Genomic DNA, 12390 nt, shown 5'->3' with positions numbered 1-12390 from the left:
CGAAAAATCCTTCATCGTTGAACGAATGAAGGATTTTTTTCGTTTCTAATGATTTCCGGGTTCAATTTCTTCCAGCATATTCATCACGGTGCTGTCATTTAAAACATTTACCGCGCTTTCTTCGAAGTGAATCGGCTCGGTATAGTGAGGCTTCGGCGAAGTTTCTTTACTGCGGTCTGCCTGTCCGTCCGTATGGGATGAGCCGGAGTGATTGCGGGAAGTCTGCTCATGCTGCTGTCCGCCGGATTCCCCGCCGAAAGCCTGTTTGATCAGCTCGGCAGGCTGCACGGAGCCTGTTTGTGAATGCCGTGCTTTGTCCGTGTGCTGCTGTCCGCCGGATTCCCCGCCGAAAGCCTGTTTGATCAGCTCGGCAGGCTGCATGGAGCCTGTTTGTGAATGCCGTGCTTTGTCCGTGTGCTGCTGTCCGCCGGATTCCCCGCTGAAAGCCTGTTGAATCAGGTCAGCAGGCTGCATGGAGTGTGTACCATCTTTATGCTGCATTCGGCCTGAAACCATTCCGGAGATTTTCCGGCGGATTTCGGGTGATAAAGCTGCAATCAGAATCGATGATCCGATCAGCAGCGCTGTCGGGCTGATGCCGCTTTTTTGTCTGAACAAGTTAAATCCCTCCTCATTCAATTGATTACGCTTACCTTTCCCTATCCTTCTGATATTTATCCAAACCGCTCAGAATGCAAACGGCGTGCATAAATCCCGCCAAATAGAAAAACCTATACGTAAAGTGAGAAAGGAGGAATTCACATGATAAAAAAACAAGCAGTTATTTCTGCCCTTCTTCTGCCGATGCTGATTACCGCAGGGTGCAGTATGGGGAACCAGGGAGAAGGAAAACGAAATGACAACCGCACCCAGAATGTAAATTACCGCAACACACCTAACGACGGTGCGACAAATATGAATACAGTGAACCGTCATAACCAAAACACCGATCACAATGACAACCGTAACCTGAGAGTGGCTGATAAAGCCGCCGACAAGGTGACTGATTTAAAAGAAGTTAAAAATGCGACTGTGATCGTTGCCGGAAACAGCGCTTATGTAGCCGTTGTTCTGACAAACGGACAAAAAGGCGCCATCGCCAACCATTTGAAAAATAAGATTACCGATAAGGTGAAATCAGCCGATAAACATGTCCGGACTGTATATGTATCAGCGAACCCGGACTTCGTTGAACGTATGCAAGGCTACGGAAAACGAATCCAAAACGGCCATCCGGTATCCGGACTGTTTGATGAATTCGGCCAAATGGTGCAGCGTGTATTCCCAAACCCCAATAAATAAATGAATGGAAAAGCCGCATTTGCTGCGGCTTTTTTATTTTATCTGCCGTCACGACCCAGCGCTCCTGAGCATAAAGTAAAGAATGAGATGAAAATTAAAGGATCGGGGAGGGGAGCTTGTTTGCGTGACGGCATGGGGAAACGGGCGGCATTCACTCTGATCCTGTGCGGAGTCCTTGTCATATTGGCTGTCAGTTCAGCCGTTTCAGTAAGTATGATGTACGTCCTGTCAGGCCAAAACAGCCGCTCTGTTCCGACGAAGGAACAAGTGACTGAACACATGAATAAAGAAATTTACAAACATACAGCGATTTACTATACGGCGGATGAAAAGCCGCTCTTGGATCTGACCAAGCTTACGCTGGACCACGCAAAGCGTATCAACCAAATCATTGTCGGCTATAAAGGAGCGGCGCCTCTTGAACTCATTTTCTTTTCGGATGAAGCTGAAATGGAGCAATACTCAGGATTGAAAAATGTAGTCGGTTTTTATTCAGAGCAGGAGCAGATGATGGGGCTTTTGCCAGAAGAGAAAAAACAGCTTTTGAAAAAAGATGAGCTGGCCGTTTTCATGTATAAGCAATTGATTATACATGAATATACACACTACGCATTTCATCAAAAAACGCGTCAATTGGGGACGGATACGTCTGTATTTCCGCTTTGGTTTCATGAGGGGCTGAGCGAGTGGGTTGCGCATTATGATGTGGTCATTGATCCGATTGCATTTTCCGTCGTGCCGTTTGATCAATTAACGACCGACCGAAAATGGCAGAAATCGCGTATGGAATATGAAACGGATGTTTATTTGCAAAGTTTCTATATGATAAAGGATTTAACCGAAACATTCGGAGAAGGCATTATCTTAACCATTATCAATAAAACCGCCGAAACACAGGATTTTGAAAAAGGCTTTGAAGCGGCTACGAAAGAAAGCCTGAAACAATTTGAACATGATTTCACAAAAGCATATGAAAAAAAGAAAACGGCATTGGAGAGTCAGGTTTCCAACGCCGTTTTTTTCATTAATGGAGGTTTTGCTGCTGCTGTCCCATTTGTCCTTTAATCGGAGGCATTTGCGGCTGTCCCTGCGCCGGCGCAAATGAATTCAGCATGGTCTGCATATCTTGTGCATTGAGCTGAGGAACCTGATAATAACCGTGTTTGTTTTGGTATAAGAAGATTTCATACGCCATTTCGACATATTGCTGAATTTGGGCGGAGAGCACTCTTCTTGTGACGGGATTGGTCATTTCAAGCGAGCTCATCGTCAAGAGAGAAGCTTGAGCTTTAATCAGGCCGAGCATATGGCCGCTTATTCCGAGATCTTTGACATCATTTAATGATTGATTCGGTTTTTTCGGCTGAGTCGGTTTTATACCGTAGACGGCCTGGTTCTGTTCCTCCATCATATATGTCGACGTTTCCTGAGAAGGCTTTTGGCCGGTCTTAAAGCATTCTGCCGTCAGATTATAGAGTCCGAGAATGAATTGATACTGGCGGTCAAGAATGTCGGCCAGCTGCTGATCCTGTATAAACTGTCTGAGCATCATAAATTGATCCAAAACGCCGACTGTTCCGGCCAGCACTTCATGCATATCGAAAAGCTCATGTCCTCCGTGATTCACTTGCGGTGAACCCGGAATCCCCTGATTTACTGGCGGCTGCTGCTGATTCTGCTGCTGTTCCACTGGTTGTTTTCCTCCTTCATGTCAAATCACATTTAAGATGTGAAAAAAGCCGATCCGTTATACATTAAGACTTATTTCGTTACGTGGGGATTATTTACTATTTTGCGCCAGCGAAGACAATCTTTACAAAAAAGTGATGTGATTTTTAACAAAATAAGCTAACGTATTTCTTAGAAGACAGGGGGGAAATGAATGAAGAAAAAAAGGGGTTTGCGTCTTTCGTGCTGTTTGCTGACGGTTTGTTTTATGATGTTCAGCGTGAAAGATGCGGAAGCAATCGGACAAGCCGGATCACTGAATGAAGCTGGAACGGATAAAGCGTATAAAGAACGGCAGACTGAAGACTCCGGCCGTATCCCGCTCAGAATCATCAGCATGAATGACCTGCACGGAAAAATTGATCAGCAATATGAGCTTGACCTTAACGGAGACGGTAAACCGGATGGCACTTTCGGACGGATGGACTACGCCGCCGCGTACATTAAAAAGGCGAAGGCCGAGAAAGAACACGCCTTTGTCGTACATGCGGGCGATATGATCGGGGGCAGCTCTCCCGTGTCAGCCCTTTTTCAGGATGAACCGACAGTAGAATTGATGGAAGACATCGGTTTTGATGTCGGAACTGTCGGCAATCACGAATTCGATGAAGGAACGAATGAGCTTAAACGGATCATCAATGGAGGAGATCATCCGGACGGTAAGGGGACAAGCGGTTATGACGGCCAAAATTTCCCGCTCGTCTGCGCCAACTGTAAATTGAAGTCAGGGGAGTCCTTTCTGCCGCCGTATGAAATCAAATACGTTTCCGGAATTCCGGTCGCATTTATCGGGGTTGTAACCAGATCGGCGGCAGGCATGGTCATCCCGGACGGAATTAAAAATATTACGTTTACGGATGAGGTAAAGGCCGTCAATGACGCCGCCGCAGACCTGAAGAAAAAAGGAATTAAAGCAATCGCCGTGCTCGCCCATATGTCTGCTGAACAAAATGGCTCAGCCATCACGGGAGAATCCGCAAAGCTTGCAAGCGGAACAGACTCAGAGATTGACGTGATTTTCGCCGCGCACAATCATAAAGTCGTAAACGGAGAAATCAACGGCAAGCTGATCGTGCAGGCATTTGAATACGGAAAAGCAATCGGAATCGCCGATCTCGAACTAGATAAAGAATCGAAGGATATCGTGAAAAAATCAGCGGAAATCCAATATATCGATCAAAGTAAAATCAAGCCTGATCCGGATGCGGCAGGCAAATTAAGCAAATATGAAGAGAAAGTGAAACCGATTATCAGCGAAGCGGTCGGGGAAGCGGCCCATGATATAACGGGCGGGTATTCAAATGACGGCGACACGGCGCTCGGAAATCTGATTGCCGACGGTATGAAAGCGAAGATGAAATCCGATTTTGCGCTTATGAATGGGGGAGGCATCCGGGACGGCATAAAAAAAGGGCCGATCACATGGGGAGATCTTTATAATGTACAGCCGTTCGGCAATGTGCTGACGAAGCTTGAAATCAAAGGAAAAGATTTGCGGGAGATCATCAACGCGCAAATTTCTCCGGTGTACGGACCGGATTACAGCATCAGCGGATTTTCCTATACATGGAACCCGGAAACCGGACAAGCGGTGGATATGAAAATGGCGGACGGTACAGACATACAGCCCGAAAAAGGATATACAGTAACAGTCAATCAATTTATGGCGACGGCATCGGGGGCAAAATACGGTCCGATCGGGAAACTCGGCAAGAATCCGGTGACGGGGCCTGAGGATTTGGAAGCGACAGTAGACTATGTCAAAAGCTTTTCCGCACCGATTTCTTATCAAACCGACGGCCGCATCCGCACGGCATCAGACGCCGAAACACCTGATGACACCGGCAATCAGCCGGGAAGCGGGGAAACACCGGGCAGCACCGGGCCTGATAAAGGAGAAAAACCTCAAACGGAAAAACCCGCTAAAAAACCGGATGCAGCAGAACAGCCTGATCAAACCAAAAAACCTGAACGTCCTGTCGTAAAAGAAGCAGCATCTGATACAGTGCAGTCAATTCCCGAATCCCATACGGCGTCTGCCGCAGATTCGGAACAAAGCACAGAACAGACTGAAAGCGGCACACAAAAAGGCCGCCCATTGCCTGATACTTCAGCGGGCAGCCATCAGACGGCATTGGCCGGCCTGGTGATCACGGGTGCCGGCGTATATTGGCTTTTCAGAAAGAAAAGGGGAACCCGCACACGATGAACAAACTGAAACATATTCCGCTTCTCGTCATCATCGCAGGTGTTATCATCACATGTTACGGTAGCTGGAAGATCATTGATTCACATATGAAAACGAACCAATCGCTTGAAGAAGCAAAAAAAGCAACAGAACCTGTCTTGGAAAAGAACGAAACAAAAAGCGCTGTGCAGGCACAGCGCAAAAAAGAATTTCACCCCGAAACGGGTGAGGCAAGCGGCATTTTAGAAATCCCTGAAATTGACGCTGAGCTCCCGATCGTCGAAGGGACTGACGCAGATGATTTAGCAAAAGGCGTCGGACATTATAAGGACAGCTATTATCCTGGCGATCACGGCCAAATTGTGTTATCCGGCCACAGGGACACGGTGTTCCGCCGGACCGGCGAACTGAAAAAAGGAGACAGACTGAACGTGATTTTGTCTTACGGCACGTTTTCTTATAAAATCAGCCGTACAAAAATCGTCAGCCGGGATGATACGTCTGTCATCACCCTTCAACACAAGCGGGAGGAACTGATCCTGACCACTTGCTATCCGTTTTCTTACATTGGAAATGCGCCGAAACGATATATTATATATGCCGACCCGGTTTAAGAAAAATACGTTTCGGTAAAATGAGCCAGATCAGCCGGCATCGGCGCCTCGGCAACGATTTCTTCTCCTGAGATCGGATGGACGACACTGACTTTTTTGGCGTGAAGCGCCTGCCTGTGAAACAGCGCCCTGCTTCCGCCGTACAGGTCATCGCCCGCCAACGGATGGCCGATGCTTGCCATATGCACCCTGATTTGATGTGTTCTCCCGGTTTCCAGTTCAAGCTCTGCCAATGTAAGCTGCGCACCGGGATGATAGCCCTTCACTTTGTAATGGGTGACGGCGGCTTGTCCGCCGGGTGAGACGCGCCGTCTGACGGAATGTGACCTGTCGCGGCCGATCGGCGAGTCAACCGTGCCTTTTTTCGGCGTGACTTTTCCTTCCGCCGCGGCGATATAGGTGCGTTTTAATGTTTTGGTTTCGAGCTGACGGTCAAGGATTGCATGGGCCAGGCGGTGTTTCGCGAAAACGACCGCGCCTGACGTGTCACGGTCAAGACGGTGAACGTGGCGCACTTTCGCTTGTTCGCCGTTGATTTGAAAATGGTAAGCGATCAGGTTGCTGAGGGTTCCGGTCTGACCCTCTTCATTTGGATGAGTCGGCATTCCCGCCGGCTTATTTGCAATCAGCATATGACTGTCCTCAAATAAAATGTCCGGCTCTCCGTATTCAGGAATTACCGAAGAACCCGTTTTTTCCTGAAGATCAATGAATAAGCGGTCTCCGGTTTTCAGTATGATGTTGTTTTTCGGGGATGTCCGATTCACCTGAATGCTTTTTTGGTTCATCCATTCCGTTATCACGGGTTTTGACGCCTGGAATTCAGATTTCAGGACTGAAAACAGCCATTGTCCGGCGTGTTTTTCCGTAATCAGGAGTTCCAGACCGCGGTCATTTTGTTTCATATCATAAAGCTCCTTTTCAAGCGGAAAGCGGCTGTTTCAATAGGAAACACTTACCTTAGCTTTCGCGTTTTTTTCTATGCTATTCTTGATAAAGATTAAGGATATTCACATGGCAAGAAAGGTGATTGATGTGAGAATTGTGAACGCAGCGACTGACGGACAAGAAAGCGCGATACAAGAGCTTTCCTCTGAATTGTTTCAAAATGTCTTTCCTCTTTATTTCTCCGAACTGGAAATTCAGCGCTTTAAAAAAAGGGGCGTATTGTCTTTACAAAACCAACGTTACCAAGGAACTTTAAAAGAAGCGTTTCAAATTATGGCTTGTCTGCAAACGGTACATATCATGCTGTCAAAGCCGCACCCCGTATATGACGTCAAAGAGCGGGCGCTGTTTGATAAAAATTGCGCTTTGCTGAATGAATGCGGAATGAATTTTCCCTTTACCTATGATGATTTCGAGACAGGGGCCGGATCAGAAGCCTGCGGTCACAGAAGGCTGATCTGACGGGTATAAAGAGCCTTTTGACAGGCTCTTTTTTGCTTCCTTGACATGATACCACAATTTCTTTCCTCTAACTCCCTTTATAATGAGTCAAATCCCCGAGCATAATAAAATGCGAAAGGGGTGCTTTACAATGAGTTCAATCAAACAATCAATGACTACCCACGTGGCTACCGTTTCTCCCAACCAAACGATCCAGGAAGCGGCTGCGCTGATGCACCAGCATAATGTCGGAGCAATTCCCGTCGTTGACGGAGGGGAATTAAAAGGAATGCTGACAGACCGTGATATCGCATTGAGAACAACGGCTCAAGGCCGCGACGGCCAAACACCTGTTTCACACGTGATGTCTTCTCAAGTTGTATCCGGAAACCCGGAAATGAGTCTTGAAGAGGCGTCACATCTGATGGCCCAACACCAAATCCGCCGCCTTCCCATTGTCGATCAAAATCATCTGGTCGGGATCGTTGCGCTTGGAGACTTAGCGGTCGATCAGCGTTCAAATGAGTCTGCGGGAGCGGCTCTTTCCAATATTTCCAGTCAAAACACACAGTAACGGATGAAGAGAGCTTGCACTCATGCAGGCTCTTCTTTCCGTGAGAATGTTACATTTTGAATGCAAAAGAAATTCACGGTATAGTGTATACATAGGTCAGTACGTTTAGCTAAAGGAGCTGTAACCATTGATAAAAGCATTAATCTTTGATTTTGACGGGTTAATTTTAGATACAGAAACCCATGAATATGAAGTGCTGCAGGAAATGTTTGAGGAACACGGTTCAACATTGCCTTTATCCGTCTGGGGAAAGGTGATCGGAACGGCGGCGGGGTTTAAGCCGTTCGCATATTTAGAGGAGCAGCTGGGAAGAAAGCTCGATCATGATGAACTGACGGCGATCAGGCGCGGGCGCTTCGAACAGCGGATGAAGACGGAAACGGCGCGTCCCGGAGTGGAGGCTTATTTAGCCGCGGCAAAAGAATTAGGGTTGAAGGTGGGGCTCGCTTCCAGCTCAGATTTTAAATGGGTGTCGGGCCATCTGAAGGAATTAGGCCTGTTTGATGAATTTGAAGTGATTCAGACGGCTGACGACGTAGAAGAAGTGAAGCCCAATCCGGAGCTCTATCTGAAAGCTGCGGAACATTTAGGCGTTGAACCTTCTGAATGTCTTGCCTTTGAGGATTCGGTCAACGGCTCAATCGCGGCCAAACGCGCCGGCATGAAATGTGTCATCGTGCCGAATAAGGTAACGAGCGCCCTGTTATTTAAAGAATACGATCACAGACTGGAATCGATGGCGGAAATGGAACTTGAATTACTCTTACAGCGATTGAACGATCAAAACGAACCGGCAGGGGGAAGCAGCATTGTCTGAGAAACTTGATCTGACCCGTTTTGAAAAGAAAATGGTCATACGGAATATGGAAGAGAAAGATATCAACAAAATTATTGAGCTGCAAAAGGATTGTTTTCCGGGGATGGAGCCGTGGGAGCCTGAGCATTTAATCAGCCATCTCGCGCACTTTCCGGAAGGTCAGTTTTGCGCCGAGTATGAAGGGGAAATTATCGGTTCATGCTCAAGCCTGATCATCAATTTCGATGAATATGATGACCGCCACACGTGGCAGGACATTACAGACGACGGTTATATCACGAACCACAACCCGGACGGATTGAATCTGTACGGGATTGAGGTAATGGTTCACCCGGAATACAGGCGGATGAAAATCGGACACCGGCTGTATGAGGCGAGAAAAGACTTGGCGAGACGATTGAATCTGAAAAGCATCATTATCGGCGGGCGGATTCCGAATTATCATAAGTATGCGGAAGAAATGACGGCGAGAGCCTATGTCGAACAGGTGACGCGCCATCAGATTTATGACCCGGTGCTTTCTTTCCAGCTGATGAACGGATTTACGCTCATGCGGATCAATCCGAATTATCTCCCGGATGACACCGCGTCCATTAAATATGCGACATTAATGGAATGGAACAATGTCGATTATCTGCCGCAGTCAAAGCGCTATTACAAATCGGCATTTCCGGTGCGCATCTGCGTCATTCAATATGAAATGAAAAAGATTTATTCTTTCGAGGAATTTGCCAATCAGGTTGAATATTATGTCGATGTGGCTTCAGATGCGAGATCTGATTTCGCGGTATTTCCGGAGATTTTCACGACGCAGCTCATGTCATTTCTCGAAGAGCGTTCTCCGAGTCTGGCCATTCAGAGGATTACCGAATATACCGAGGACTATATCAGCCTCTTTACAGATCTCGCGGTGAAATATAATGTGAACATTATCGGCGGCTCCCACTTCGTTGAAGAAGAGGGGAAAATTTATAACATCGCCTACTTATTCAGACGTGACGGTACGATTGAAAAACAATATAAGCTTCACATTACGCCGAATGAGCGGAAATGGTGGGGCATCAGCGCCGGAGACAGGGTGCGCGTATTTGATACGGACTGCGGAAAGATCGCCATTCAGATCTGTTACGATATCGAATTTCCGGAGCTTGCGAGAATTGCCGCGGATCAAGGGGCGAAAATTATCTTTACGCCGTTCTGCACTGAAGACCGCCAAGGCTATTTGCGCGTAAGGTACTGCTCTCAGGCGAGAGCGGTTGAAAACCAAATTTACACCGTCATCTCAGGTACGGTCGGAAACCTGCCGCAAACAGAAAATATGGATATTCAATACGCGCAGTCAGCCATTTTTGCTCCGTCTGATTTTGAATTCGCCAGAGACGGAATCGTCGGTGAAACGAATCCGAATATCGAAATGGTCGTGATCGGGGACGTGGACCTTGAAATCTTAAGAAGGCAGCGTGAAAACGGAACCGTGCGCCAGCTGAAAGACCGGCGCAAAGACATTTACCGGATTACGCATCTGAAATAAAAAAACGCCCGCTCCGCTTAAGGGCGGGTTTTTTTATAAAAACACTTGCACCGGCCCCGGTTTCGGGATATGCTCTTGTAGCCCTTTCGCTTTCTGGGAGAAAGCGTTTTTTTAATTGCCGCCGCTTTATTGACTCGCCCATGCCGCGCCTTTATATTCTTATTAAGAGGAAAACTTCACCATGAGAATCGGCGTCAGAAGCCGGGCAGCTTTCGATACAGTGCAATGATATTGAAAGGGAGATGAGCGGTGTGGAACATGTACAAAAAAATCAGTCACTCAAACAAAAGGATAAAGAGCTGATTTGGCACGCGATGAAAGGGGCGGAGCCGGATGACAGCATAATCGTCCAAAAAGGGGAAGGCGCCTGGGTTACGGACATTGACGGCAGACGGTATTTGGACGGCATGTCAGGATTGTGGTGCGTCAATATCGGATACGGGAGAAAGGAGCTTGCCGATGCGGCTTACAGCCAATTGAAGGAGCTTCCTTATTATCCGCTGACCCAAAGCCATCAACCCGCGATTGAGCTTGCGGAAAAACTGAATGAATGGCTCGGCGGCGATTATGTAATCTTCTTTTCCAACAGCGGATCGGAAGCAAATGAAACCGCGTTCAAAATTGCCCGCCAATACCACATTGAAAACGGCGATCACAGCCGCTTCAAATTCATCTCCCGGTACAGAGGCTATCACGGCAATACGATGGGGGCGCTCGCCGCTACCGGCCAGGCGCAGAGAAAATATAAATATGAGCCGCTCTCACAAGGTTTTTTGCACGCGGCGCCGCCTGATCTTTATCGGAATCCCGGCGATGCCGTCACATTGGAAAGCGCGCATGAAATCGACCGGATCATGACGTGGGAGTTAAGCGAAACGATTGCCGGCGTTATTATGGAACCGATTATTACAGGCGGAGGGATACTGATGCCCCCGGACGGGTATATGGCAAAGGTAGAGGACATTTGCCGCCGCCACGGCGCGCTTCTGATCAGTGATGAAGTCATTTGCGGTTTCGGCCGCACGGGAGAGCCGTTCGGATTTCAGCATTACGGCGTTTCACCGGACATCGTCACAATGGCAAAAGGCATTACGAGCGCTTATCTGCCGCTGTCGGCAACGGCAGTAAAACGGGAGATTTTTGAGGCGTATTCGGGCGGTGAGCCGTACGGCCGCTTCCGGCACGTGAATACATTCGGAGGCAATCCGGCAGCCTGCGCCCTTGCTTTGAAAAACCTGCAATTGATGGAGGACGAAAATCTGATCGCCCGCTCCCGGGAGCTTGGAGAACGGCTGCTCCGTGAGCTTGAGCCGCTCAAAGAACATCCGGCGGTCGGCGATGTACGGGGCAAAGGCCTTCTTGCCGGCATTGAGCTCGTCAAGGACAAAATCACGAAGGAACCCGCTGATGCCGCTCTTGTGCAGCACGTCATCACCGCGTGCAGAGAAAAAGGCCTGCTTGTCGGGAAAAATGGTGATACTGTAGCGGGATATAATAATGTCATTCAGCTGTCTCCGCCTTTTTGCCTGTCCGACGAGGAGCTCTCTTTCATCATTTCGACCGTCAAGGAAAGCGTGCTGAGCATTGATTTTTAAAGTAAAGGAGTAAAACATGAGTTTTCACAACCAGAAGATTCTACCGGCTATCCGGAACATGAAGCAATTCGATGCATTTTTAGAGAGTCCGTTCTTATACGGCGTCATTTTAGATATCCACCTCGGTCAATTAAAAGGTGTCGTGAATGAAGCGAAAAAACACGGAAAACTTCTGATGGTTCACGTCGATTTAATTCACGGCATTAAGCATGACGAATACGGTGCGGAGTTCATTTGTCAGGACATCCGGCCCGCGGGCATCATTTCGACGAGATCCGCCGTCATCGTCAAAGCGAAACAAAAGAAAATATACGCGATCCAGCGTCTGTTTCTCTTGGATACGAGCGCCATGGAAAAAAGCATGGAATTCGTCGGAAAGCATAAGCCTGACTTTATCGAGGTTCTCCCGGGCATCGTTCCGACTTTAATCAGAGAAATTAAAGAAATGACGGGGATTCCGATTTTTGCCGGCGGCTTTATCCGCACGGAGCAGGACGTTGAAAACGCCTTGCAGGCAGGAGCCACGGCCGTGACGACTTCAGACACCGAACTATGGGCTAAATATGAACATTCTATGACAAAAAAAGATTGACACCGCTTACACCCATTGTTACAATAGACCTAGGTTAATACTATGTGATGGAGACCCGGA

Annotated in this window: 13 protein-coding genes; 10 read left to right on the top strand and 3 right to left on the bottom strand. The window is 47.9% G+C overall.

The window, feature by feature from the left end; all coding sequences use genetic code 11:
- Positions 1-45: 45 nt before the first annotated feature.
- On the bottom strand, positions 46-618 hold the full coding sequence (locus tag C5I45_RS14915; protein ID WP_063174147.1) for a hypothetical protein: 573 nt from the start codon (positions 616-618) through the stop codon (positions 46-48).
- Between the two features lie 144 nt (positions 619-762).
- Between C5I45_RS14915 and C5I45_RS14910 the strand changes: the two genes are divergently transcribed.
- Positions 763-1302: a YhcN/YlaJ family sporulation lipoprotein gene (locus C5I45_RS14910; RefSeq protein WP_003155362.1), complete on the top strand. Its 540-nt coding sequence runs from the start codon at positions 763-765 to the stop codon at positions 1300-1302.
- A gap of 120 nt (positions 1303-1422) precedes the next feature.
- On the top strand, positions 1423-2367 hold the full coding sequence (locus C5I45_RS14905; protein ID WP_003155360.1) for a hypothetical protein: 945 nt from the start codon (positions 1423-1425) through the stop codon (positions 2365-2367).
- Here C5I45_RS14905 and C5I45_RS14900 read toward each other — a convergent pair.
- Positions 2327-2992: a spore coat protein gene (locus C5I45_RS14900; protein WP_014304688.1), complete on the bottom strand. Its 666-nt coding sequence runs from the start codon at positions 2990-2992 to the stop codon at positions 2327-2329. The genes C5I45_RS14905 and C5I45_RS14900 overlap by 41 nt on opposite strands.
- Positions 2993-3184: 192 nt before the next feature.
- Between C5I45_RS14900 and C5I45_RS14895 the strand changes: the two genes are divergently transcribed.
- Together C5I45_RS14895 and C5I45_RS14890 are read left to right on the top strand one after the other, a co-directional pair.
- The gene (locus tag C5I45_RS14895; RefSeq protein WP_107994474.1) at positions 3185-5239 is read left to right on the top strand and encodes a 5'-nucleotidase C-terminal domain-containing protein; all 2055 of its coding nucleotides are present in this window, start codon (positions 3185-3187) and stop codon (positions 5237-5239) included.
- A complete protein-coding gene (locus C5I45_RS14890; protein ID WP_003155352.1) occupies positions 5236-5832 on the top strand; it encodes a class D sortase in 597 nt (198 codons plus the stop codon). The genes C5I45_RS14895 and C5I45_RS14890 overlap by 4 nt, the downstream gene beginning before the upstream one ends.
- Here C5I45_RS14890 and C5I45_RS14885 read toward each other — a convergent pair.
- Positions 5829-6737 (bottom strand): RluA family pseudouridine synthase, encoded by a 909-nt coding sequence (locus tag C5I45_RS14885; RefSeq protein WP_003155350.1) that lies wholly within the window; start codon positions 6735-6737, stop codon positions 5829-5831. The two genes, C5I45_RS14890 and C5I45_RS14885, sit on opposite strands and share 4 nt — an antisense overlap.
- A 109-nt stretch (positions 6738-6846) precedes the next feature.
- Between C5I45_RS14885 and C5I45_RS14880 the strand changes: the two genes are divergently transcribed.
- The 6 genes from C5I45_RS14880 to C5I45_RS14855 all read left to right on the top strand — a co-directional run bounded on the left by C5I45_RS14880 (position 6847) and on the right by C5I45_RS14855 (position 12330).
- Positions 6847-7242 carry a DUF5365 family protein gene (locus tag C5I45_RS14880; RefSeq protein WP_007408448.1) on the top strand — a complete coding sequence of 132 codons (396 nt, stop codon included), beginning with the start codon at positions 6847-6849 and terminating at the stop codon, positions 7240-7242.
- 130 nt (positions 7243-7372) lie between these two features.
- Positions 7373-7795 carry a CBS domain-containing protein gene (locus C5I45_RS14875; RefSeq protein ID WP_003155348.1) on the top strand — a complete coding sequence of 141 codons (423 nt, stop codon included), beginning with the start codon at positions 7373-7375 and terminating at the stop codon, positions 7793-7795.
- Between the two features lie 127 nt (positions 7796-7922).
- The gene (locus C5I45_RS14870) at positions 7923-8612 is read left to right on the top strand and encodes an HAD family hydrolase (protein ID WP_025852171.1); all 690 of its coding nucleotides are present in this window, start codon (positions 7923-7925) and stop codon (positions 8610-8612) included.
- Positions 8605-10143: a bifunctional GNAT family N-acetyltransferase/carbon-nitrogen hydrolase family protein gene (locus C5I45_RS14865; RefSeq protein WP_003155346.1), complete on the top strand. Its 1539-nt coding sequence runs from the start codon at positions 8605-8607 to the stop codon at positions 10141-10143. The genes C5I45_RS14870 and C5I45_RS14865 overlap by 8 nt, the downstream gene beginning before the upstream one ends.
- Positions 10144-10385: 242 nt before the next feature.
- Positions 10386-11738 carry an aspartate aminotransferase family protein gene (locus C5I45_RS14860; protein WP_088005354.1) on the top strand — a complete coding sequence of 451 codons (1353 nt, stop codon included), beginning with the start codon at positions 10386-10388 and terminating at the stop codon, positions 11736-11738.
- Between the two features lie 16 nt (positions 11739-11754).
- The gene (locus C5I45_RS14855) at positions 11755-12330 is read left to right on the top strand and encodes a glycerol-3-phosphate responsive antiterminator (protein ID WP_003155344.1); all 576 of its coding nucleotides are present in this window, start codon (positions 11755-11757) and stop codon (positions 12328-12330) included.
- The last annotated feature ends 60 nt before the right edge of the window (positions 12331-12390 follow it).

Origin of the sequence: Bacillus sp. ZY-1-1, assembly GCF_003047165.1 — a bacterium.
GTDB classification, from domain to species: Bacteria; Bacillota; Bacilli; order Bacillales; family Bacillaceae; genus Bacillus; species Bacillus velezensis.
Note: the sequence above shows the minus strand (reverse complement) of the source record. Positions and strands in the feature narration are given on the sequence as shown.

Bases quoted from the DNA above. Each gene is read 5' to 3' on its own strand.
- C5I45_RS14910 (WP_003155362.1), top strand. From the start codon at position 763: ATGATAAAAAAACAAGCAGTTATTTCTGCCCTTCTTCTGCCGATGCTG.
- C5I45_RS14895 (WP_107994474.1), top strand. From the start codon at position 3,185: ATGAAGAAAAAAAGGGGTTTGCGTCTTTCGTGCTGTTTGCTGACGGTT.
- C5I45_RS14890 (WP_003155352.1), top strand. From the start codon at position 5,236: ATGAACAAACTGAAACATATTCCGCTTCTCGTCATCATCGCAGGTGTT.
- C5I45_RS14885 (WP_003155350.1), bottom strand. From the start codon at position 6,737: ATGAAACAAAATGACCGCGGTCTGGAACTCCTGATTACGGAAAAACAC.
- C5I45_RS14880 (WP_007408448.1), top strand. From the start codon at position 6,847: ATGGCAAGAAAGGTGATTGATGTGAGAATTGTGAACGCAGCGACTGAC.
- C5I45_RS14875 (WP_003155348.1), top strand. From the start codon at position 7,373: ATGAGTTCAATCAAACAATCAATGACTACCCACGTGGCTACCGTTTCT.
- C5I45_RS14860 (WP_088005354.1), top strand. From the start codon at position 10,386: ATGAGCGGTGTGGAACATGTACAAAAAAATCAGTCACTCAAACAAAAG.
- C5I45_RS14855 (WP_003155344.1), top strand. From the start codon at position 11,755: ATGAGTTTTCACAACCAGAAGATTCTACCGGCTATCCGGAACATGAAG.